Annotated in this window: 19 protein-coding genes; 6 read left to right on the forward strand and 13 right to left on the reverse strand. The window is 70.7% G+C overall.

Translation table 11 applies throughout. The features are described 5' to 3' along the window. The first annotated feature begins 48 nt into the window (after nucleotides 1-48). Together IG98_RS0119745 and IG98_RS0119750 are read left to right on the forward strand one after the other, a co-directional pair. Nucleotides 49-1,980: a hypothetical protein gene (locus IG98_RS0119745; RefSeq protein WP_030913881.1), complete on the forward strand. Its 1,932-nt coding sequence runs from the start codon at nucleotides 49-51 to the stop codon at nucleotides 1,978-1,980. Nucleotides 1,981-2,360: 380 nt separating this feature from the next. Further along, nucleotides 2,361-3,422, forward strand: a complete 1,062-nt coding sequence (locus IG98_RS0119750) for a glycoside hydrolase family 19 protein (RefSeq protein ID WP_425428063.1) — start codon at nucleotides 2,361-2,363, stop codon at nucleotides 3,420-3,422. Nucleotides 3,423-3,780: 358 nt separating this feature from the next. Here IG98_RS0119750 and IG98_RS0119755 read toward each other — a convergent pair whose 3' ends face one another. The 6 genes from IG98_RS0119755 to IG98_RS0119780 are packed head-to-tail and all read right to left on the reverse strand — an operon-like array spanning nucleotide 3,781 to nucleotide 10,307. Further along, the gene (locus IG98_RS0119755; protein ID WP_030913885.1) at nucleotides 3,781-4,953 is read right to left on the reverse strand and encodes a lipid-transfer protein; all 1,173 of its coding nucleotides are present in this window, start codon (nucleotides 4,951-4,953) and stop codon (nucleotides 3,781-3,783) included. A gap of 16 nt (nucleotides 4,954-4,969) precedes the next feature. After that, the gene (locus tag IG98_RS0119760) at nucleotides 4,970-5,374 is read right to left on the reverse strand and encodes a MaoC/PaaZ C-terminal domain-containing protein (protein WP_030913887.1); all 405 of its coding nucleotides are present in this window, start codon (nucleotides 5,372-5,374) and stop codon (nucleotides 4,970-4,972) included. Beyond that, nucleotides 5,374-6,471, reverse strand: a complete 1,098-nt coding sequence (locus tag IG98_RS53400; RefSeq protein WP_051752482.1) for a bifunctional MaoC family dehydratase N-terminal/OB-fold nucleic acid binding domain-containing protein — start codon at nucleotides 6,469-6,471, stop codon at nucleotides 5,374-5,376. Before IG98_RS53400 ends, IG98_RS0119760 begins: the two co-directional genes overlap by 1 nt. Then, complete coding sequence (locus IG98_RS0119770) at nucleotides 6,468-7,622, reverse strand: acyl-CoA dehydrogenase family protein (RefSeq protein ID WP_030913891.1); 1,155 nt, start codon at nucleotides 7,620-7,622, stop codon at nucleotides 6,468-6,470. Before IG98_RS0119770 ends, IG98_RS53400 begins: the two co-directional genes overlap by 4 nt. Then, entirely contained in the window at nucleotides 7,622-8,707 is a 1,086-nt protein-coding gene (locus IG98_RS0119775) for an acyl-CoA dehydrogenase family protein (protein WP_030913893.1), read from the reverse strand. The genes IG98_RS0119770 and IG98_RS0119775 overlap by 1 nt, the downstream gene beginning before the upstream one ends. Next, entirely contained in the window at nucleotides 8,691-10,307 is a 1,617-nt protein-coding gene (locus IG98_RS0119780; RefSeq protein WP_030913894.1) for a long-chain-fatty-acid--CoA ligase, read from the reverse strand. Before IG98_RS0119780 ends, IG98_RS0119775 begins: the two co-directional genes overlap by 17 nt. A 296-nt stretch (nucleotides 10,308-10,603) precedes the next feature. Here IG98_RS0119780 and IG98_RS0119785 point away from each other — a divergent pair, with 296 nt between their 5' ends. The 4 genes from IG98_RS0119785 to IG98_RS0119800 all read left to right on the forward strand — a co-directional run bounded on the left by IG98_RS0119785 (nucleotide 10,604) and on the right by IG98_RS0119800 (nucleotide 14,250). Continuing rightward, nucleotides 10,604-11,212: a TetR family transcriptional regulator gene (locus IG98_RS0119785; protein ID WP_030913896.1), complete on the forward strand. Its 609-nt coding sequence runs from the start codon at nucleotides 10,604-10,606 to the stop codon at nucleotides 11,210-11,212. A gap of 126 nt (nucleotides 11,213-11,338) precedes the next feature. Further along, the gene (locus IG98_RS0119790) at nucleotides 11,339-12,496 is read left to right on the forward strand and encodes a steroid 3-ketoacyl-CoA thiolase (RefSeq protein ID WP_030913898.1); all 1,158 of its coding nucleotides are present in this window, start codon (nucleotides 11,339-11,341) and stop codon (nucleotides 12,494-12,496) included. A 25-nt stretch (nucleotides 12,497-12,521) separates the two neighbouring features. Further along, a complete protein-coding gene (locus IG98_RS0119795) occupies nucleotides 12,522-13,538 on the forward strand; it encodes an MBL fold metallo-hydrolase (RefSeq protein WP_030913900.1) in 1,017 nt (338 codons plus the stop codon). A gap of 37 nt (nucleotides 13,539-13,575) precedes the next feature. Beyond that, nucleotides 13,576-14,250: a FadR/GntR family transcriptional regulator gene (locus tag IG98_RS0119800; protein ID WP_030913903.1), complete on the forward strand. Its 675-nt coding sequence runs from the start codon at nucleotides 13,576-13,578 to the stop codon at nucleotides 14,248-14,250. A 42-nt stretch (nucleotides 14,251-14,292) separates the two neighbouring features. On the opposite strand, the gene IG98_RS0119805 is transcribed toward IG98_RS0119800, so the two are convergent. The 7 genes from IG98_RS0119805 to IG98_RS0119835 all read right to left on the reverse strand — a co-directional run bounded on the left by IG98_RS0119805 (nucleotide 14,293) and on the right by IG98_RS0119835 (nucleotide 21,893). Then, nucleotides 14,293-15,222 carry an aldo/keto reductase gene (locus IG98_RS0119805; RefSeq protein WP_245651630.1) on the reverse strand — a complete coding sequence of 310 codons (930 nt, stop codon included), beginning with the start codon at nucleotides 15,220-15,222 and terminating at the stop codon, nucleotides 14,293-14,295. Nucleotides 15,223-15,368: 146 nt separating this feature from the next. Then, nucleotides 15,369-16,382: an ABC transporter permease gene (locus IG98_RS0119810; protein ID WP_030913906.1), complete on the reverse strand. Its 1,014-nt coding sequence runs from the start codon at nucleotides 16,380-16,382 to the stop codon at nucleotides 15,369-15,371. Further along, nucleotides 16,382-17,875 carry a sugar ABC transporter ATP-binding protein gene (locus tag IG98_RS0119815; protein ID WP_030913907.1) on the reverse strand — a complete coding sequence of 498 codons (1,494 nt, stop codon included), beginning with the start codon at nucleotides 17,873-17,875 and terminating at the stop codon, nucleotides 16,382-16,384. Before IG98_RS0119815 ends, IG98_RS0119810 begins: the two co-directional genes overlap by 1 nt. Continuing rightward, a complete protein-coding gene (locus tag IG98_RS0119820; RefSeq protein WP_030913908.1) occupies nucleotides 17,875-18,933 on the reverse strand; it encodes a sugar ABC transporter substrate-binding protein in 1,059 nt (352 codons plus the stop codon). The genes IG98_RS0119815 and IG98_RS0119820 overlap by 1 nt, the downstream gene beginning before the upstream one ends. Before the next feature lie 71 nt (nucleotides 18,934-19,004). Beyond that, a complete protein-coding gene (locus IG98_RS0119825; protein WP_030913909.1) occupies nucleotides 19,005-19,751 on the reverse strand; it encodes an SDR family NAD(P)-dependent oxidoreductase in 747 nt (248 codons plus the stop codon). Further along, a complete protein-coding gene (locus tag IG98_RS0119830) occupies nucleotides 19,744-21,051 on the reverse strand; it encodes an L-fuconate dehydratase (RefSeq protein WP_030913910.1) in 1,308 nt (435 codons plus the stop codon). The genes IG98_RS0119825 and IG98_RS0119830 overlap by 8 nt, the downstream gene beginning before the upstream one ends. Further along, nucleotides 21,048-21,893 carry a fumarylacetoacetate hydrolase family protein gene (locus IG98_RS0119835; RefSeq protein WP_030913911.1) on the reverse strand — a complete coding sequence of 282 codons (846 nt, stop codon included), beginning with the start codon at nucleotides 21,891-21,893 and terminating at the stop codon, nucleotides 21,048-21,050. Before IG98_RS0119835 ends, IG98_RS0119830 begins: the two co-directional genes overlap by 4 nt. Between the last annotated feature and the right edge of the window lie 235 nt (nucleotides 21,894-22,128).

Below are 22,128 nucleotides of genomic sequence, written 5' to 3' on the forward strand. Positions count from 1 at the left end.
GCCCCAAACTCTTCACCACGCTCGACGAACACCAGAGGAACCGGTCCAGTGACCCAACCGCTCCTCGGTCAACGCTCGCGCGGCGAACTGATCGCCGAGCTCTACGACCGCCACGCAGCAGGGCTGTACGCCTACTCCCACGACCAGCTGGGCAGCGCGGACTCGGCCTTTGACGTCCTGGTGACCGTTCTGTCCAGTGTCACGGACACCCATCCCCCGCGCGCCGCGCTGTACGCGCTCGCCCGCCGCGAGATCTTCCTGCGTGACATCGTCTACTCGCCCCCGGTCACCGGCCTGGACCCGGTCCCCGCCCTCGTCGAGCGGGTGCTGAGCGAGCTGCGCACCCACCAGCGCGAGGTGCTGTACCTGTCGGGCGTCTGCGAGATGAACGCCGCCGAGCTGTCCTGGGTGCTCGACGTGGCGGTCGACACCGCCGACGAGCTGACGGTGAGCGCCTGCCGCAGGTTCGCCCAGTCACTGGGCGCCGCCCTGGCCTCGGCCCGGATCCCCGCGCACCTGACCGAGGTGTTCGGCGCCCTCGCCGTCGCCCCGGTCCGCGACGTGCTCGTCCTCGCGCCCTGGGCCGGCCCTCCCTCCGGGCTGCGCGCCGCCGTGCTCGGACCGCGGGCACCGCTCGCTCCCGCCCCCAGGCGGTCAACGTCCCCGCTGGTCAGGCAACTGTGGCCGACGTCGCCCGGCTGGCCGCCGTCTCCGGAGAACGGCACCCCGGCCTTCCCCGTGCCGGACCACATGGCGGGCGACCGCTTCCCCGACCCCTTCGCGCCGAGGGACCCCGAGGTGGTCTCCGCCCACGAGGCCAGCACCGAACCGCTGCCCAAGCTCGGCGAATCGGTGCTCACCGCCCTGGACAGCGCGGCCCTGCGGCCTCGCCGCCGGCTCCAGCGTCCCAGACCGCGCCGGGCGGCGCCGCTGTCGGCGCCCATCCCCGGAGACGTGCTGGACGACGCCCCCGTACGGGAGAACCTGTTCCGCCCGCTCAGCCCCGAGGCACGGGCGGCCCGCGTCTACACCGACAGGCTCGTCGCCGCCGCGCCCCGCCCCGAGGCCGTGCCCCCTGATCCGCCCGCCGATCCACTCGCCGATTCCGCGCCCGTCGAGACGCCCCGGGCTCCGTCCGCCGAGGCCCTCCTTCCCGGACAGCACGGGGATGTGCTGGGGGACGTGCTGGACGACGCGCCCACCGCGCACCCGCTCCCCGGCTGGCCCCTGCAGACCGACCAGCTCGACGCGCTCTCCGACGCCGAGCGTCACCGTCCTCTCTTCCCCGTCAGGGCCGCACAGGCGGAGACCACTGACAGCGAAACCGGTCGCGTGCAACCGCCGATGCCCACCTGGGCCACCCCGGCACCGGCCCCCGATCCCGAAACCGGTCGCGTACAGCCACCGATGCCCGCCTGGGTCACCGACCCCGTTCAGCCTGCCGCGGTCAACTGGTTCGCGGACGCCGCCCCCTCCGGCACCGAGACCGGCACCGAGTTCGGCAGCACCACAGACACCCAGGACGAGACCTCGGGCGAGCCCCTGACGCCCCTCCCCGCCTGGTCTCCCCGGCCTGACCATCTCAGCACTCCGGCGGACCGCGCCCAGCTGCGCCTGCCCAGCTGGATCATGCGGGTCGACCAGCCGGAAGACGCTCCGCGTCACACCGTGCCGCCGAACTACACCGCGCCCCAGGAGCGCACCCCGATGTCGTACGACGCGCAGTGGAGCGAGTCGACGATCGCGCGGGGAGGCGATTCGGGGGCGGAGACCGGCGAGGCCGGGACGGCGGAGAGCGGGCTCCGTCTTTCCGGACGGGCCGGATCCCGCAGGCACACGGGTCGCCGGGCGGCACGCAGGCACAAGGCGCAGGCGAAGGTCTCCCACCGCGACTGGGCCTGGGAAGTGATCGGCTTCATCATCGCGGTGGCGATCGCCATGATCGTCTTCTTCGCGGTGCCGATGATCACAACCCCCTAGCCCCTCCTCGGTTTCCTCCACAGGATCGAGTCCGGGGGATTACCGGGTGCCGCAATCATGGCACCCCAAATGCCAATAAAAGTTACATCTAATAGCTAATCGGATGGATCGCGCCCCGGTGAACCGGCAGCGCGCGAGATTCCCCGCGTTTGGAACGCGCCCGGCCCGCAATGGCGGAACCCGCTGTCCGAACGGGTTGTGACAGCGATCTGTCAAGGCTAGTATCACGGCAACTCTTAGGAAACTTTCTTAAGAGAAAGATTGGGTCGGCGATCCCGTACCTCGCGGCGGAGCCGCCCGATCCAGGCATGAGCTGCGCGAAGGTCCGACCGTCCGGACACCCCACACCATCCGGTTCCCCCCATGGGAGTGATCAAGTGTTGAGACAGCGCATCATGGCCGCCCTCGCCGCCCTGGCGGTCACCGGCGTGCTCGCGGTCGTCCTGCCGACGTCCTCCGCCTCCGCCGAGAGCTGCGCGGCCGCGTGGAGTTCCACGGCCGTCTACACCGGCGGCATGACCGCCTCGGACAACGGCCACAACTGGTACGCGCAGTGGTGGACCCAGAACGAGAGGCCGGGCACCGCCGCCGTCTGGACCGACAAGGGCGCCTGCGGCGGTACGACGCCGCCCTCGGGCACCTGCGACCACCCGAACTGGGCGGCAGGCACCTGGTACCCCGCCGGCAGCATCGTCAGGTTCACCGACGGCGGGTACTACATCGCCGTGCACGAGAACCCGGGCTACGACCCGGTGATCAGCCACTGGTACTGGGACCCGTACACCTGCGGCGGCACGACACCGCCCACCGACCCGCCCACCTCGGGCTTCGTGGTGAGCGAGGCGCAGTTCCAGCAGATGTTCCCGAACCGGAACCCCTTCTACACCTACAGCGGGCTGACCGCCGCGCTGAGCGCCTACCCCGGCTTCGCGAAGACCGGCGGTGACACCGTCAGGAGGCAGGAGGCGGCCGCCTTCCTCGCCAACGTCAACCACGAGACCGGCGGGCTGGTCCACATCGTCGAGCAGAACACCGCGAACTACCCGCACTACTGCGACGCGAGCCAGCCCTACGGCTGCCCCGCCGGTCAGGCGGCCTACTACGGGCGCGGCCCGATCCAGCTGAGCTGGAACTTCAACTACAAGGCGGCGGGCGACGCGCTCGGCATCAACCTGCTCGGCAACCCGTACCTGGTGCAGAACGACGCGGCGGTGGCCTGGAAGACCGCCCTGTGGTACTGGAACACCCAGAACGGCCCCGGCACGATGACGGCGCACAACGCGATGGTCAACGGCCACGGCTTCGGCCAGACGATCCGCAGCATCAACGGCGGCCTGGAGTGCGACGGCAGGAACCCGGCGCAGGTGCAGAGCCGGATCAACGCCTACCAGAGCTTCACCCAGATCCTCGGCACCACCCCGGGCAACAACCTGAGCTGCTGACCGACCGGCGGGGGCGGCGGGGTCCGCTCCTCCTGTCACCACGCGGGACACGAAGGGCGTGACCAGGCGGCCGCGCCCTTCTCACATTCGTCCGTTCACCGAACATTTGGTGCAGATGCCTCACCCTTCAGGGCAGGGAGGAAGCACTTTTCTTTTTTCGTGTGGTGTGCGGACGCGGCTCGGTAGGATCGGGGTGTTCCGCGATAGCCAAGTGGAGCATGTTTGTGTGAACGCGGCAGGGCGTGCCGTGTCCGCGCGGGGAGGCTTCGGGGGTGCTCGGGCCGGTGAACCGCGAACCGACAGATCCGACCATCAGGTCGGGTGCTGGAATCCCAGGCTTTCGAGCCGCGGGAGGACGTCAATCCGCCGAAAGGACCAGCCCGCTGGTCGGCACCCCCGTGCCCGCGGTGACCAGCACGTTGCGTACCGAGGCGAGCTGGTTGGCCGAGGTGCCGCGGATCTGCCTGACGGCCTCGGCGATGCCGTTCATCCCGTGGATGTACGCCTCGCCGAGTTGGCCGCCGTGCGGGTTGACCGGCAGATGGCCGTCGATCTCGATGCCGCCGTCGGCGACGTAGTCGCGGGCCTCGCCGCGCCCGCAGAAGCCCAGCTCCTCCAGCTGGGTGAGCACGAACGGGGTGAAGTGGTCGTACAGGATGGCCGCCTGCATGTCCGCCGGCCCGAGCCCGGACTGCCGCCACAGCCGGCCGCCGACCACCCCCATCTCCGGCAGGCCCGTCATGTCGTCGCGGTAGTAGCTGGTCATCGTCATCTGGCCGGCGCCCGCGCCCTGGGCGGCGGCGACGATCAGCGCGGGTGACCTGCGCAGATCCCTGGCCCGCTCGGCGGAGGTGACCACCAGCGCCACCGCGCCGTCGCTCTCCTGACAGCAGTCGAGCAGGTGCAGCGGCTCCGCGATCCACTTCGACGCCTGGTGCTCCTCCAGCGTGATCGGGCGCCCGTGGAACCAGGCGGCCGGGTTGGTGGCGGCGTGCCTGCGCATGGCCACCGCCACCCTGCCGAAGTCCTCGGAGGTGGCGCCGTAGACGTGCATGTAGCGCCGGGCGAACATGGCGACCCAGGCGGCCGGGGTCATCAGCCCGTACGGCAGGTGCCAGCTCAGGTCCAGGCCGTGGGACGTGGGCTCGCCGCCGATCCCGGGGTTGGGCTGGCCGAACCTGCGTCCGGAGCGCTCGTTGAACGCCCGGTAGCAGACCACGGTCTCGGCGACCCCGGTGGCCACGGCCATCGCCGCGTGCAGCACGGTGCCGCAGGCCGCGCCGCCGCCGTAGTGGACGCGGGAGAAGAACGACAGGTCGCCGATGCCCACCTCGCGGGCCACCGAGATCTCCTGGTTGGCGTCCTGGGTGTAGGTGACGAGGCCGTCCACGTCCGAGGGCGCCAGGCCCGCGTCGTTGAGCGCCGCGAACACGGCCTCGGCGGCGAGCTGGAGCTCGGACCGGCCTGACTGCTTGGAGAACTCGGTCGCGCCGATGCCGGCGACGGCCGTACTCCCGGAAAAGGAGACCACGCTGGTGAGGGCCTTTCTACGGGAGGGCGAACCTGACGGTGCCCGAGGCGTGGTCGCCGAGGCTGACCGTGCCCCGGACCTCGACCGTGAACTCGCCGTCCTCGCACGCGAGGACGGCACCACTGAAGGCCAGCCGGTCGCCCGCGTACGCGGGAACGCCGAGCTTGACGTTGATGCCGCGGATGATCGCCTCGGGTCCGGCCCAGTCGGTGACGTAGCGCTCGACGAGGCCCATCGTGGTCAGGATGTTGAGGAAGATGTCCTTCGACCCCTGTGCCCTCGCGCCCTCGACGTCGTGGTGGACGGAGGTGAAGTCCATGGTCGCGAGCGCGGTCGAGACGACCACGGTGGGGGTCAGCTCGATCGCGAGCTCGGGGAGGACGGCTCCGACCCGCACCTCGTCGTCGGTAAGTGTCCGCATCACGCCTCCCGGGGGGCCCACATGGGCAGGATCAGCTCGTCGTCCATCTGGCGATACGTCAGGCGCACCGGCATACCGATACCCACCCGCGAAGGAGCGCAGTCCACCACGTTGCCCACGATCCGCACACCTTCCGGCAGTTCCACCACCGCGACCACGAAAGGCGTCCCGAGGCCCGGTACCGGGGGGTTGTGGTGGACGACGTAGCTGTAGACCTCGCCCTCGCCGCTCGCCGTCAGGTACGTGCGCGCGGCCGAGCGGCACGAGGGGCAGACCGGCCCCGGCGGGTGGCGGAGCTCGCCGCAGTCGGCGCACTTCTGGATCCGGAGCTCGCCCTGGGCCGCCCCCTCCCAGAAGAAGGCGGTGTCGGCGTTGACCGCGGGTCTCAGCGGGTACGGCCTGCGAGCGGGCGTGTCCCCGTCGGCCGCGGACACATCCTCATCGGTCGCGGGCGCGTCCCGGCGGGCCGCCGATCCGTTACCGCCCGCCCCGTTCTCGCCGGTCGCGGGCGTGTCCTCCCGAGCCGGGGGCGCCCCGTTCCCGCGGGGTTCCCGCGCACGCTCCCTGGGCCTGAACTTCAGCACCCGGAACAGCATCTCGGCCACCGCCTCGCCGGCCACGTACCAGGTGACGTTCCAGGTGACGAAGTAGCCCTCGCCGAGCGCGGTCCGCTTCGGGCCGGCCAGGCCGGTGAACCGGGTGGCCGGGACCGGGGACTCGCCGAGTCTCAGGTAACGGTGGTAGGTCTGTTCGCAGTTGGTGGCGACCACTCCGGTGTAGCCGTTGCCGTCCAGCATCGCGAGCACGGCGTCGACCGGGGTGCCCGCCTGCCTGCGGTCCCGTCTCACCCCGGGCATGGTCCAGACCTGGATCATCGCCGGGGGCGCCACGATCTGCCCGTGCACCCCGGCCGCGGCCGCCTCGGGGTCGGTGTAGATCGGGTTGGCGTCACCCAGGGCGTCGGTCCAGTGCCGGATCATCGGGGCGTTGACCGGGTCCGCCGCCGCGGCACCGAGCACCTCGCCGGCGGCGATCTGCCGCTCGGCCAGGGCGGTGAGCCGCTCGTGCAGGCCGGTGGGCTCCGCCGGCGCGGTCATCGGGGCGGCCTCGGCAGGCTCAGCCCGAGCATGGCGATGAGCTCGCGCTGCACCTCGTTGACGCCGCCGCCGAAGGTGAGCACCAGCCCGCCCTTGGCGCCGCGGTCGACGCGCTCCAGCAGGTCGGCGGTGCCTGGGTCGGACGGGTCGCCGAACCGGGCCAGTGTCTCGCCGACGATCCGGCCGACGTCCTGTAGCCGCTCGGAGCCGTAGACCTTGGTGGCCGAGGCGTCGGGGGCACCCAGCCAGCCGAGGTCCATGTTGGCCGCGACCTGCCAGTTCAGCAGCTCGTTGGTACGGAAGTAGGCGTAGACCTGGCCGAGCGCCCTGCGTACCGCGGGTTCCTCGATCACGCCGGTACGGCGGGCCCAGGCCAGGAACCGGTCGTAGGTGTGCGCGATGTTGCCCGCCGGGCCGAGCGTGACCCGCTCGTGGTTGAGCTGGTTGACGATCAGGTCCCAGCCCTTGTTCTCCTCCCCCACGACCATGTCCACCGGTACCCGGACGTCGGAGTAGTAGGTGGAGTTGGTGTGGTGACGCCCGTCCATCGTCAGGATGGGCGTCCAGGAGAAGCCGGGGTCGGCGCAGTCGACGATCATCATGGTGATCCCCCGGTGCTTCTTCGCGTCCGGGTTGGTACGGGCGGCGAGCCAGATGTACTGGGAGTAGTGCGCGCCCGATGTGAAGATCTTCTGCCCGTTGACCACGTAGTGGTCGCCGTCGCGGACCGCGGTGGTGCGCAGCGACGCCAGGTCGGTGCCCGCTCCCGGCTCGCTGTAGCCGATCGCGAAGTGGCACTCCCCGGCCAGGATGCGCGGCAGGAAGAACTCCTTCTGCGCCGCCGTGCCGTACTGCATGAGGGTCGGCCCGACGGTCTGCACCGTGATGATCGGGTACGGCACCTCGGCGCGGGCGATCTCGTTGGCGAAGATCTGCTGCTCCAGCGGGCCGTACCCGCCGCCGCCGTACTCCTTGGGCCAGCCGAGGCCGAGCTTGCCGTCACGGCCGAGGTTGCGGCAGTGCTCCATGTAGGCGTGGCCGAACGGGTCGGTGGAGATCTTCTTGCGGTCGGTGGCGGTGAGGCAGGACTGGAAGTACTCGCGCAGCTCGGCGCGGAGCCGCTGTTGCTCGGGGGTCAGGTCGATCAGCATCAGAGATGCGCTCCGATCATGTCGAGCCGGGCTTCCACCCCGCCCAGCAGGTGGGCGTGGTGCTTGCCCCAGGCGAAGTAGCGGTGCAACGGGTAGGTCACGTCCACGCCGATCCCGCCGTGCAGGTGCTGGCAGGTGTAGAGCGCCCGCAGCGCCTGGTCGGTGACGGTCAGCGCGCCGACGGCCAGGTCGGCCTCGGCCTCGGCGTCGGCCCCCTCGGCCAGCCGCCACGCCCCCGACCAGACGGCCACGTCCAGTGCCCGGCCGGCGATGTAGACGTCGGCGATCTGCATGGTGACCGCCTGGAACTCGGCCAGCGCCCGGTCGAACTGCCTGCGCGTCCTGATGTACTCGGTGGTGAGCGCCAGCGCTCCGGCCAGCACTCCGGAGGCGACCGCGATGTTCCCGGCCAGCACCAGCCTGCGCAGGCCGTCGGCCGCGAGACCGTCCGCGGCGCCGACGAGCTCGCCGGGAGTGCCCGTCAGGCTCAGCGCGGCGGCCGGCTCTCCGGTGGAGAGCGTCACCCGGTGCTGTGTCGTCTCGGCGGGGTCCACCAGGAACAGGCCGACACCCGTCGCCGTGGTGGCCGGCACGAGGATCCTCGCGGCCTGGGCCGCGTAGGGCGTCGTGGTCTTGGCACCGTGCAGCACCCACCCGGAGCCGTCCTGGCGCGCGGTCGTGGCGGGCGGGGCGCCGAGGTCTCGGCCCGGCTCGGACGGCGCGGCGGCCAGCGAGACCTCACCCTCCGCCAGCGGGGCCAGTGCCTCGCGCTGCTCGCGGGACCCGTACCTGGCGATCACCTGCGCGGTGACCAGGCTCTGCTCGGCGGGGACCGGCGCCACGTGGGCGCCGATCTCCCGCAGGATGACCGCCATCTCCACCGGACCCAGCCCGGCCCCGCCGGCCTCCTCCGGCAGGCAGACGCCGAGCAGCCCCGCCTGGGCCAGGGAGCGCCACAGGGCCGCGTCGTAGGGGGCGCCGCTCTTCTCGTGGGCTTCGAGCCTGGCCGAGGTCACCTCCCTGCCGAGGAGGTCGACCGCGAGTTCGCGCAGGTCGGTCTGGGTCTCGTCAAGATTGAAATCCACTGGCGCTCCAGGGTTGCCGTCGGCCGTGCTGGATGAACTCGTCGTCGATGCCACGGACGTCCTCGGGGGTGAGCGGCCGCCAGGACGCCTGCCCGGGGGGACGCCACCAGACGGGGTCGCCGGTGTGCCATGCCTCGGCGGCGAGGATCCGCTTGACGACCTTGTTGGACGCGGTCTGCGGCAGTTCCTCGCTGATCCGGATATATCGGGGTATGGCCTTGGGGCCCACGTCCTTCCTGCCGGCCAGGAAGCTCGCGAACGCCTCGGGATCGAAGCCGTCCCGCAGCACCAGGGCCGCCATCACCTGGTCGCCCGCCGCGGCGTCCGGTACGGGGTAGACGGCCGCCTCGACCACGCTGGGGAACTCGCGCACGACCGCCTCTATCGGCGCGACCGCCAGGTTCTCCCCGTCCACCCGGAGCCGCTCGGTGCCCCGCCCGGCGAAGAACACGTAACCGTCGGCGTCGGCGTAGGCCAGGTCCCCCGACCAGAACACGCCCTGCCTGACGCGCTCGCGGTCGGCCTCGGGGTCGTTGTAGTAGCCGTCGAACAGGCCCAGTCCGCGGGTGTTGACCAGCTCCCCGATCGCCTCGCCCGCGTTGAGCAGCCGCCCGTCCTCGAAGACCGCGACCGGGCACCTCTCCCCCGTGACGGGGTCGCGGATCTCGACCTCCTCGGGAAGCCTGCCCAGGCATCCCGGCGGCCCGGACGGGGCGGGGGTGATCGAGATCGCGGTCTCGGTGGACCCGAACGCGTCGATGACGTAGCAGCCGAAGCGCTCCCCGAACCGGCTGACCGCGGTGGCGCTGCCCTCGTTGCCGAACGCGATCTTGAGGGTGTTCTCCGCGTCCGAGGGCTCCGCCGGGGTGGCCAGCACGTAGGAGAGCGCCTTGCCCACGTAGTGCAGGTAGGTGACCCCGTAGCGCCTGACGTCGGATATCAGGCCCGAGGCCGAGAACCTCCGCCGCAGCACCAGCGCCGCCCCCGACGCCACCGCCGGGGCGTACGCGGCCATGATCGCCCCGGAGTGGAAGAGCGGCATCGAACAGTAGACGACATCCTGCGGCGACAGCATCGCCGCCAGGCTCGCCCCCGGGACCGCGATCTTCCGCTGCGTGATCTTCACCGCCCTGGGCCGTCCCGAGGTCCCCGATGTGAAGATCAGCATCGTCAGCGCGTCCTCGCGGACCGGACCCTCGAAAGCAGCGGGATCGGCGGGTGGCCGGGAACGGGCTGATCCCGGATCGCGGAGCGCGGTGAGGTCGGCCGCGAGGGTGGCGTAGCCGGGCTCGTGCAGGATCAAATCGACATGGGTCGCGTCCGCGTCGCGGGCGAGTTCGGCGGCGCTCCGGGTGGTGTTCAGCGCGACGACCACGTGGCCGGAGAGTGCGGCCCCGCCCAGCAGGAACAGCACCTCGGGAACGTTGTCGAACAGCACGCCGACGTGCAGGTTCCGGCCCCGCGCGTCCAGCAGGGCGGCGCGGGCCCGGCATTCGGCGATGTACTCGCGCCAGCTCCAGGTCCGCTCCTCGAAGAGCAGGCCGGGCCGATCGTCGTCGGCACGCCGCGCCAACAGCCCCGCCAGTGTCTCTTCGGACATTGTGCCTCCCGCCAGGATGCCCAGGCCAGCTGCTCCGAAAAGTAGAACAGATTCTATTCCGTGTCCAGAGCCGGCCGCTCGCAACACCTCACCGGATAGCCATGGCACCGCATATGCCATGTAAGCGCGGGGCGTCTTTGTGACCGGTGAGTAACCCACCGGAGCATCCGGAAATCAGATAACGTGTTCTCATGCGTACTCCGCATGTGTCCACCGACGTGCCGGTCACCCCGCACGCGGCCGACAGGCCCGTCCCGATAGACCTCGACCCGGTCACGACCGAGAAGACATCCGGCATGCAGAGCGAACCGGCGTCCACGGGCGTCCGCACCAGGAGCCAGCACCAGCGGCGCAAGCGCATCGTCCAGGCCGCCGCCGCTCTCGCCTCGCGGGGCGGCGTCGAGGCGATGCAGATGCGGACCGTCGCCGAGCGTGCCGGGGTCGCGCTGGGAACGCTCTATCGGTACTTCCCCTCCAAGATGGATCTCGTCGTCGCCGTCGTGGGCGAGGAGATCGACCTCCTCGAAAGCAGCATCGAGCGCCGCCCGCCCAGCGCCACCGCGGCCTCGGGGCGGGCCGTCGACATCCTGATGCGCGCCACCCGCGGCCTGATGCGCGAGCCCGAGCTCGCCGACGCGCTCATCCGCTCGCTGATCATGGCCGAGGTCGAGACGCCGTTCGGCGACCGGATGACCGGATTGCTGCTCCGTGTCGCCGGGGACGACCTCACCGTCGACACCGCCACCGAGGAGCAGTTCGCCCTCGCGGGCTCGCTGTCCAGCATCTGGGTGCACGAGCTTCTGGAGATGCTCAGGGGACGCCGCACCTACGAGCAGATCCAGCGGCGCATCGAGATCGCCGCCGAGCGCCTGCTCGCCGATTTCCGGCCCTCTCCTTCCACCTGAAACTAGAACCCGTTACAGTCGCACTGGAAGGCGACTAGAGCGAAGTTCTGGAGCGACGCGCGAGCGGGCGAGCGGGAACGGCCGCCCGGTGGCCGCGAGCTCCGAGCCGGCGGGCGAGGAGATCGTATGGGTGCAGTGATCGTCGAAGCCGTGAGAACCCCGATCGGCAGGCGCAACGGATGGCTCGCCGGTCTGAAGCCGCAGGCGGTCCTCGCCGCGGCGCTGGCTGGTCTGATCGACCGGGCGGGCATCGACCCCGCCGCCGTGGAACAGGTCTTCGCCGGGTGCGTCACGCAGGCCGGCGAGCAGGGCGGTCATGTCGGGCGACATGCCTGGCTGTATGCCGGCCTGCCCTACCAGGCGGGCGTGACCACGATCGACGCGCAGTGCGGCTCCGCCCAGCAGGCCGTGCACCTGGTCGCGGCGCTCATCTCGGCCGGCGTCATCGACGTCGGCGTGGCCTGCGGCGTCGAGGTGATGAGCCGGGCGCCGCTCGGCTCCAATGTGCTGCCCGCCCGGCCCCGGCCCGACGACTGGTCCATCGACCTGCCCGACCAGTTCACCGCCGCCGAGCGGATCGCGCGACGGCGCGGGCTGACCCGCGAGCGGCTCGACGGGTTCGGCGCCAGGTCCCAGCGGCTCGCCGCAGCGGCGTGGGCCGAGGGCCGCTTCGACCGGGAGATCATCCCGGTGACCGCGCCGATCCTCGGCGAGGACGGGCAGCCCACCGGGGAGACCCGCGTCGTCAGCAGGGACCAGGGGTTGCGCGAGACCACGCTCGAAGGACTGGCCGGGCTCAAGCCGGTGATGGGCGAGGGCGGCATGCACACCGCGGGCACCTCCTCACAGATCTCCGACGGCGCGGCGGCGGTGCTGCTGATGAGCGAGGAGGCCGCCGCCCGGCACGGCCTGCACCCCAGGGCCCGCATCCTCGCCCAGGCGCTCGTCGGCGCCGAGCCGTACTACCACCTGGACGGGCCGGTGGACGCGACGGCCAAAGTCCTGTCCGCCACCGGGATGACCACGGAAGATATCGATAGGTTCGAGGTGAATGAGGCTTTTGCAGCGGTGGTCTTATCCTGGTCATCGGTGCACAAGCCGGACATGGAACGGGTCAACGTCAACGGTGGTGCCATCGCACTCGGCCATCCGGTCGGCGCGACCGGTTCCCGGCTGATCACCACCGCCCTGCACGAGCTTGAGCGGTCCGACTCCTCGACCGCGCTGGTATCGATGTGCGCGGGTGGGGCGCTCGCGACCGCGACCGTCCTGGAGCGCCTTTGACCGGCGCCGGTAAGGAGCAGCACCCTTGAAATCCCGCCGCAGGCCGTACAGCGAGCAGCGTCCGTTCGACACCGGTGGCGGTGTGTGGAGCGTGCCCGTCCCGATCCCCGGCAACCCGCTCGGCTACACCCTGGTCTACGCGATCGAGTCCCCCGCCGGGCCTCTGCTGATCGACGCGGGATGGAACGCCCCCGAGGCGTGGCTGGCCCTGCGCGACGGGCTGAGCGCGGTCGGCATGGACGTACGCGACGTGCGCGGGGTGGTCGTCACCCACTTCCACCCCGACCACGCCGGGCTGGCCGGGCAGGTCAGGGAGGAGTCCGGCGCGTGGATCGCCATGCACGAGGCCGACGCCGAACTGGTCCGGTTCATGCGGGAGGTCGAGGGCGACGCGCACCGCGACCTCCAGGCCGACATGCTACGCCGCGCGGGGGCGGGCACCATCGAGGTGGAGGAGGTGACCGGGAACCGGCCGAAGCCGCCCGCGCTGCCGGACCGCGTTCTCTCCGACGGCGACCTGATCGACCTGCCGGGACGCAGGCTCCGCACGATCTGGACCCCCGGCCACACGCCGGGCCACGTCTGCCTGCACCTGGAGGACGCCGACCGGCTCTTCACCGGCGACCACGTGCTGCCGGCGATCACCCCGCACATCGGCATCTACCCGTACGACCGGGCGGACGTCGACCCGCTCAGCGACTTCCTGGAGTCGCTGGAGAAGGTGAAGGGCCTGGGCGAACTCGAAGCCCTTCCCGCCCATGAATGGATATTTCCGGACACGGCGGCTCGGGCGGCGGAGATCGGCATCCATCACGAGGAGAAGCTCCGACTGCTGGCCACGCTGCTCGCCGAGGCGGCGGAGCCGCTGACCATCTGGGAGATCGCCGGACGGATGACCTGGAACCGTCCCTGGGAGGACTTCCCTCCCATGCTTCGCGGGATGGCGGCCGGGGAGGCTGCGGCACACCTGCGCACCCTGGAGGCTCGCGGGATCATCCGCCGGGTGACGGGGGTGGATCCGGTCCGGTTCGCCATAGACTAGACATCGGATGTCTGGCGAAACCTGAGGACGGTGCGGAGTGGCGGTCACCGACGCCGCTATCGACAGGATCAAGCAGATGATCCTGTCCGGCGAGCTCGCCCCGGGCAGCAGGCTGCCCAAGGAGGCCGACCTGGCCGACCGGCTCGGCCTCTCGCGCAACTCCCTGCGCGAGGCGGTCAGGGCACTGGCCCTGATCAACGTGCTGGACGTGCGCCAGGGCGACGGCACGTACGTGACCAGCCTGGAGCCGAGGCTCCTGCTCGACGCCATGTCGTTCGTGGTCGACTTCCACCAGGACGACACGGTGCTGCAGTTCTTCCAGGTCCGCCGGATCCTGGAGCCCGCGGCGACCGCCATGGCGGCGACGTACATGTCCGAGTCGGAGGTGGCCGAACTCCGTAAGATCCTCGACGCGCTGCCTGTCGACCCGAGCGTCGAGCAGCTCGTCGCCAACGATCTGGAGTTCCACCAGCGCATCGCGGCGGGCTCGGGCAACGCCGTGCTCTGCTCCCTCATCGAGAGCCTCTCCGGACCCACCACCAGGGCCAGGATCTGGAGGGGCCTCACCCAGGAGAACGCCCTGGAGAAGACCCGCGAGCAGCACACCGCGATCTGCGACGCCATCGCCGCCCACCAGCCGGAGGTCGCCCGCGCCTGGGCGACCGTCCACATCGCCGGCGTCGAGGACTGGCTCCGCAGCGCCCTGGCCTGAGGTGGCGGCCCCCGGCCAGGCCACGCGAGTGCCGGTACATGTTCAGGGGATCAGGCCTTCGCCCGCCAGGTCGGTCCAGAGGTCCTCGGGGACGGGGCGGGCGGTCAGGGCGGCGTTGCGGGTCACTTCGGCTGCGGAGCGGGCGCCGACGATGACGGTGGCGACCGCCGGGTGGCGCAGCGGGAAGGCCAGGGCCGCCTGGGGCAGGGTGACGCCGTGCCGGTCGCAGACGGCGGCGATCCGGCGGGCGCGCTCCAGCAGCGGGCCGGGGGCCGGGGCGTAGTCGTAGGTGCCCGACGGGTCGTGGGTGGCCAGCAGGCCACTGTTGAACACCCCGGCGGCGAACACCGAGACGCCGCGCTCGGCGCAGAGCGGCAGCAGCTCGTCGGCGCCCGACTGGTCGAGGAGGGTGTAGCGCCCGGCGAGCATGACCGTGTCGACGCCGGTCTCGCGGACGAACCGAGTGAGCATCTCCGCCTGGTTCATCCCGACCCCGATCGCCTTGACGACCCCCTGGTCGCGCAGCTCCGCCAGGGCCGGGTACGCCTCGCCGACCGCTTGCTCCCAGTGGTCGTCCGGGTCGTGGATCAGCACGATGTCGACCGCGTCCAGGCCGAGCCGCGCCAGGCTCTCCTCCAGCGACCGCCGGACCCCGTCGCGGGAGAAGTCCCACACCCGGCGCAGGTCGGCGGGGACGTCGAAGCCCTGCTCGTCCCGGCCGAAGGGGCCTTCGGCCGGGACGAGCAGGCGACCGACCTTGGTGGACAGGGTGTAGGAGTCGCGGGGCCGGTCCGCCAGGGCGGCGCCGAGCCGCCGCTCCGACAGGCCGAGCCCGTAGTGCGGCGCGGTGTCGAACAGCCGGATACCCGCCTCGTAGGCCGCGTCCACCGCCGCCCGCGCCGCGTCCTCGCCGACCTCGGAGAACAGGTTCCCGATCGGGGCCGCACCGAAGCCGTACCTGCTGACCTGCACCTCTTGCTCCGTTCTGGACGGCTTCACGTTTCTCGTACGGGAGTGATGCTTCTTGGCTCCCGTGCAGTTTGCGGTATCCGCCCGGGTCCGCGCATCCCCGCAGGCCCGCACCGGCTCCGCGCCCGTACGGGCTGAACGTCCGCGCGTCAGTCCTGGGCCTTGCCGCCCGCCAGGCGGCTGATCATCAGGGCGACCAGGATGATCGAACCGTAGACCAGCTGCTTCCACTCACCGGGGACGCCCTTCAGGGTCAGGATGTTCTCGACGAGGCCGATCACCAGGACACCGGTGAGCGCGCCGAGGATCGTCCCCTTGCCGCCGTCCATGCTGACGCCGCCGATGACTGCGGCGGCGAAGGCCATGAAGATCCAGCCGACGCCCTGGTTGGCGCTGATGCCGCCCAGGCGGCCGGTCTCCAGCACACCGGCCAGCGCGGCGACGATCCCGCCGATGACGAAGACGGCCCAGACGACCCGCTCGACCCTGACACCCACCGCGCGGGCGGCGTCGGCGTTGCCGCCGATGGCGTAGAGCGAGCGGCCGACCCGGAAGTAGCCGAGCGCGACGATGGCCACCGTGAAGAGCGCGCCGACGATCCAGATGGCCGCCGGCAGGCCGAGCCAGGTGGCGCTGCCCAGGTAGAGGAACGACTCGGGCAGCTCGAACAGGCTCTTGCCCTGGGTGAGACCCAGCTGGAGGCCGTGCACGACGATCATCATGGCCAGCGTGACGATGAAGGCCGACAGCTGGAACCGCATGATCAGGAAGCCGTTGAAGGCGCCGACCAGGCCGCCGACCAGCAGGCAGAGCGGGATCGCCAGGATGCCGGGCAGCTCAAGGCCGAAGCCGCCGGCCGCCACCGGGATGACCAGCATCACGCCGACGGCGGGCGCCATGCCGACCGTGGACTCCAGCGAGAGGTCGAACTTGCCGGCGATCAGGATCAGCGCCTCGGCGAGCACCACCAGCGCCAGGGCCGACTGCTGCTGGAGCACGTTGGTCAGGTTGCCCGGAGTGAGGAAGATCGGGTCCACGAAGGAGCCGGCGATCAGCAGCACGACGATCACCGGGACCAGGGTGAGGTCGCGGAACCGCCCGAACTGTATGCGGCGGCCCCGGGGGGCGGCCGACACGGGAGAGGAAGTCTTCGTCGTGGTCATCAGTGGTCGATACCTTCCATCGCCGCCACCAGCTCGCTGTCCGTCCAGCCGCGCGGTACGTCCTTGACGATCCTGCCGTGGAACATGACGAGGATGCGGTCGCAGATCCTCAGATCGTCGAGTTCGTCGGAGACCAGCACGGCCCCCGCGCCCCGGTCGGCCGCGTCCTCCACCGCGCCGAGCAGGGAGTGCTTGGCCTTGACATCCACCCCGGCGGTCGGGTTGATGACCACGAGCGCGCGGGGGTCGTCGGCGAGCGCCCTGGCCAGCACCACCTTCTGGGCGTTGCCGCCGGACAGGTCGGCCACCGGCTGGTCGGGCCCGGTGGTCTTGATGTCCAGCTGTTCGATCATCCGGGCACCGCGCTCGCGGCGCCGGGCCGGGGACACCGCGCCGAAGCGGCCGAGCTTGTGGGCGATCGGGATGGTCGCGTTCTCGGCGATCGACAGCAGCGGGACGAATCCCTGGTGGTGCCTGTCCTGGGGGACGAAACCCAGCCCGGCGCGGAGTGCCGACGGCACGTCGCCCTGCCTGACCTCCGTGCCGTTGACCGTCACCGTCCCGGTGTCCGCCCGGTGCAGGCCGACCAGGGTCTCGGCGAGGCCGACCTTGCCGCTGCTGCCCGAGCCGGCCAGGCCGACGATCTCGCCCGCCTGGACGGTCAGATCCACGTTCTCGTAGCGGCCGGCGAGGCTGAGCGCCCGCGCCGAGAGCACCACCGGGGCCGAGGTGCCGGGCGTGCGGGTGCGGTACTCATAGGCGGCGGTGGCCTCGCCGGTCATCGCGTCGACGAGCCGGTCGTGCGGCAGGTCGCCGACCGAGGCGGTGACGATGTGCCGGGCGTCGCGGAAGACCGAGACGCTCTGGCAGATCTCGTACACCTCCTCAAGGTGGTGGGAGATGAACATCATCGTGACGCCCTGCTCCCGCAGGGAGCGCATCCGGTCGAAGAGCCGCTGGATGGCGGGGCCGTCGAGCTGGGCGGTGGGCTCGTCCAGGATGATGAACCGGGCGCCGAACGACAGCGCCCTGGCGATCTCCAGCAGCTGGCGCTGCTCGACGCCGAGATCCCCGGCCATGGTCTCGGCGTCGACGTCCACGCCGTACTGTTCCAGGAGCTGCCGGGCCCGGGTTCGCAGGGTCCGCCAGTTGATCCTGCCCCGCTCGGTCTGGCGGTTCAGGAAGAGGTTCTCCGCGACGGAGAGCGTGGGGATGATCGTCGACTTCTGGTAGACGCACGCGACACGCTGCCGCCAGGCGTCCCGGTCGGCCGGCGGCGGGGCGGGCTCCCCGGCGAAGCGGACCTCGCCCTCGTCGGGGCGCTGCAGCCCGGTGAGAATCGACACCAGGGTGGACTTGCCCGCACCGTTCCTGCCGATCAGCGCGTGCGTCTCCCCCTCGGTGATGGCGATCTCGGCGCCGTTGAGGGCTGTGGTGGGGCCGAAGCGCTTGGTGATCCCAAGCGCCTCGACCGCCTTGACGGAAGATGTCATCACTTGACCTGGTTGCCCCAGAGAGCCTGGTCGTCCACGTTCTCCTTGGTGACCAGCGGGGCGGGGAGCTGGTCCTCAAGACCGTTCGGCAGCTGGATGATCGTGCTGTCGTGGTCGGTGGGGCCGGGCTGGAAGGTCTTGCCCTCGGCCGCGGCCTTGGCGTAGAAGAGCGCGTACTTGGCGTAGAGGTCGGCCGGCTGGGAGAGCGTGGCGTCGATCTCGCCCTTGCGGATGGCCTCGAACTCCTGCGGGATGCCGTCGTTGGAGATCACGAAGACGTGCTTGGGGTCCTCCGGCGGCGCGATCAGGTTCTTGGCCTTGAGCACCTGGATGGTGGGGGCCAGGTGGACGCCTCCGGCGTGCATGTAGACGCCCTTGATGTCCGGGTGCTGCTCAAGGCGGGTCTGCAGCATCGAGGCGGCCTTGGTGCCCTCCCACTCGGTCGGCTCGTTGAAGACCGTGATCTGCGGGAACTTCTCCTTCATGCAGGCGCCGAACGCCTCGGCCCGGTCACGGCCGTTGATCGACGAGAGCGCGCCCATGAGCTGGACGACCTTGCCCTTGCCGCCGAGCTTCTCGCCGAGGAACTCGCAGGCCTTGGTGCCGTACGCCTTGTTGTCGGCCCGCACCACCATGTAGACCTTGCCCTTGTCCGGGCGGGTGTCCACGGTGACGACGGGGATGTTCTTGCTCTCCAGGCTCTGCAGCGTGGAGGCGATCGCGCCGGTGTCCTGCGGGGCCATGACGATCACCTTGGCACCCTGCCCGGACAGGGCCTGGGTGTTGGCCACCAGCTTGGCCACATCGTTCTGCGAGTTGGTCGGCGGCATCAGGTCGACGCCCAGCTCGGTCGCCATCTGCGGGACGTACTTGCTGAACGAGTTCCAGAAGTCGGAGTCCGCGCGGGGGAAGTCGATCCCGACCTTGCCGCCCGTGGCGCCGGCCTCGCCGGCGGGCTGGGCCGCGCCGGTGCCGGTGGACTCCGACGATCCGCACGCGGAAAGGGTGAGGGCGAGCGCGAGCAGTGTCGCACCTGTCGCCGCGGGTCCGATTTTCATATCTTTGCCTCGATTCAAAGCCATGTGGGGGGTGGGTTCTCTGTGCAGCGCTGTCTCATGTCCTGGCCGGATCAGGGTCTGGGCCGGAGCCTGAGCCCGTGCATTCCACCGTCCACGGCCAGGACCGTACCGGTGGTGGACGCCGCGAGCGGGCTCGCGAGGTAGGCGATCGCCGCGGCGATCTCGGGGGCGCTCACCAGACGGCCCATCGGCTGACGACCTTCCAGCGCCGCCCGCTCGGCCGCCGGATCCGGCGCCGCGTCGAGCAGGCGCCCCACCCAGGGAGTGTCGGCGGTGCCCGGGTTGACGCAGTTGACGCGGATCCCCTCGTGGACGTGGTCGGCGGCCATCGCCAGGGTAAGCGACTGTACGGCCCCCTTGGACGCGCTGTAGAGCGCCCGCTGGGGCAGTCCCGCCGTCGCCGCGATCGAGCAGGTGTTGACGATCGCGGCGTGCGCCGAGCGGCGCAGGTGCGGCAGGGCCGCCCGGGTGACCCGGACCATGCCCAGTACGTTGACGTCCAGAACCTTCGACCACTCCTCGTAGGAGTTGTCCTCGACCGTCCCCGCGGCGCCGATCCCGGCATTGTTGACGAGGATGTCCAGGCCGCCGAGTTGCTCGACGGCTTCCAAGACGCCCGCGCGGACCGCCTCCTCGTCGGTGACATCCGCCCTGACCTCGACGAACGGGCCGCCGGAGGCGTTGATGTCCAGGCAGGCCACCCGCGCGCCCCGCTCGGCCAGCAGGGTGGCGGCGGCCAGGCCGATGCCGGAACCGCCACCGGTGACCAGGGCTCGCAGGCCGTCGAACTCACCCATTGAGGGACCTCCATACCGGGCCGTCGGGGTAGGTGTGGTCGGTGATCGACGCGGCGTGCATGGCCGCGCCGAAACCGGGCAGGCTCGGCGCCACGTAGGCGCCCTTCTCGATCACCACGGGGTCGACGAAGTGCTCGTGCAGGTGGTCGACGTACTCGATCACCCGGTTCTCCATCGAGCCGCTGACCGCGACGTAGTCGAACATCGACAGGTGCTGCACCAGCTCGCACAGGCCGACCCCGCCCGCGTGCGGGCAGACCGGGACGCCGAACTTGGCGGCGAGCAGCAGGATCGCGATGTTCTCGTTCACCCCTGCGACACGGGCCGCGTCGATCTGCAGGTAGGAGATCGCGTCGGCCTGCAGGAGCTGCTTGAAGACCATGCGGTTCTGGACGTGCTCGCCGGTGGCGACCGGGATGGGCGCGATGCCCCTGGCGATGGCGGCGTGGCCGAGCACGTCGTCGGGGCTGGTCGGCTCCTCCACCCAGTGCGGGCGGAACTCCGCGAGGGCGTTCACCCAGGCGATGGCGGAGTCGACGTCCCAGCGCTGGTTGGCGTCGATCGCGATGGGGAAGTCGGCGCCGCAGGTGTCGCGGGCGATGCGCATCCGTCGCCGGTCGTCCTCCAGGTCGGCGCCGACCTTCAGCTTGATCTGGGTGAAGCCCTCCTCCATCGCCTCCTCGCACAGGCGGCGCAGCTTGTCGTCGCTGTAGCCGAGCCATCCCGGTGAGGTGGTGTAGGCCGGATAGCCGTGCTCGCGCAGGTGGGCGATGCGCTCGCGCCTGCCGGGCTCGGCGGCGCGCAGGATCTCCAGTGCCTCCCGCGGGGTGAGCGCGTCGGTGAGGTAGCGGAAGTCGACCAGCTCGACGAGCTCCTCGGGCGACATCTCGGCCAGCAGCAGCCAGAGCGGCCTGCCCGCCCGCTTGGCCTTCAGGTCCCAGAGCGCGTTGACCACGGCGGAGATCGCCATGTGCATGACGCCCTTCTCCGGGCCGAGCCAGCGCAGCTGGGAGTCGTGGACCATCTCCTTCCAGAGCGCGCCCATGTCCTCGACGTCCCTGCCGAGCACGTACGGTTCCAGCGCCCTGATCGCGGAGGTCTGCACCTCGTTGCCGCGTCCGATGGTGAAGGCGAAGCCGTGGCCCTCGAACCCGTCGTCGGTCCTCAGCACCAGGTAGGCGGCCGAGTAGTCGGGGTCGGGGTTCATCGCGTCGGAGCCGTCGAGCTCCAGCGAGGTGGGGAAGCGGATGTCGTGGGTCTCCATCGAGGTGATGCGGTACGCGCCCGCCCCCTCGTTCATGCCTGTCCCGCCGTCTGCCGCTGGGCGCCGAGGCCGTCGATCTCCAGCTCCATGACCTGTCCCGCCCGCAGGTACGGCTTGTCGGGCAGGCCGAGCGCGACACCGGCGGGGGTGCCGGTGTTGATGAGGTCACCGGGTTCGAGGACCATGAACCGGCTGAGGTAGCGGATGATCTCCGCCACGGTGAAGACCATGTTCCGGGTGTCGCCGTTCTGGCGCCGTACGCCGTCCACCGACAGGCGCAGGCCCAGGGCCTGCGGGTCGGGGATCTCGTCGGCGGTGACCAGCCAGGGGCCGAGCGGGTTGAAGGTCTCGCAGGACTTGCCCTTGTCCCACTGGCCGCCGCGCTCCAGCTGGAACTCGCGCTCGGAGACGTCGTTGGAGATGGCGTAGCCCGCGATCTTGGACAGTGCCTCCTCGTCCGTCTCGACGTAGCGGGCCGTCTCGCCGATGACGACCGCCAGCTCGACCTCCCAGTCGGTCTTCACGCTGTCCCTGGGGATGAGCACCTCGTCGTTGGGTCCGACGATCGTGTTGGAGGCCTTCATGAAGACGACCGGCTCCGCCGGGATCGGGGCGTTCGTCTCCTCCGCGTGGTCGCGGTAGTTGAGCCCGATGCACACGATCTTGCCCGGCCGGGCGATCGGGGCGCCGATCCGCAGCCCCTCGGCGTTCAGCACGGGAAGCTCGTCCCGCTCCAGCGCCTCGCGGACGCGAGCCACTCCCTGCGAGGCGAAGAAGGCCCCGTCGATCTCCGCCTCCGAGATTTCGCGGAGATTACCGGCCCCGTCCAGGACCGCCGGTCGCTCCTGGCCGACGGGTCCCACTCGCAGCAGCTTCACACCGCACCTCTCGTTGATACATCCGATGTCTTACTCCGCGATGCTGAATGACTTCGAACCTCGATGTCAACCCCTCACAGCCCGATACATCCGATCCGTTATCGAGGAGAAACCTCTTCTAACAGGGAAGATGCTTGATCGCCGCTTAAACCTGACCCCTATTCATCGGACTTCCCCACCCGAACAGGCGCGGAGATCATTCATGCTGTTCGGCTGCGGTGATGAGGATTCAAGC

It is taken from the genome of Streptosporangium amethystogenes, assembly GCF_000721075.1.
Lineage (GTDB): Bacteria > Actinomycetota > Actinomycetes > Streptosporangiales > Streptosporangiaceae > Streptosporangium > Streptosporangium amethystogenes.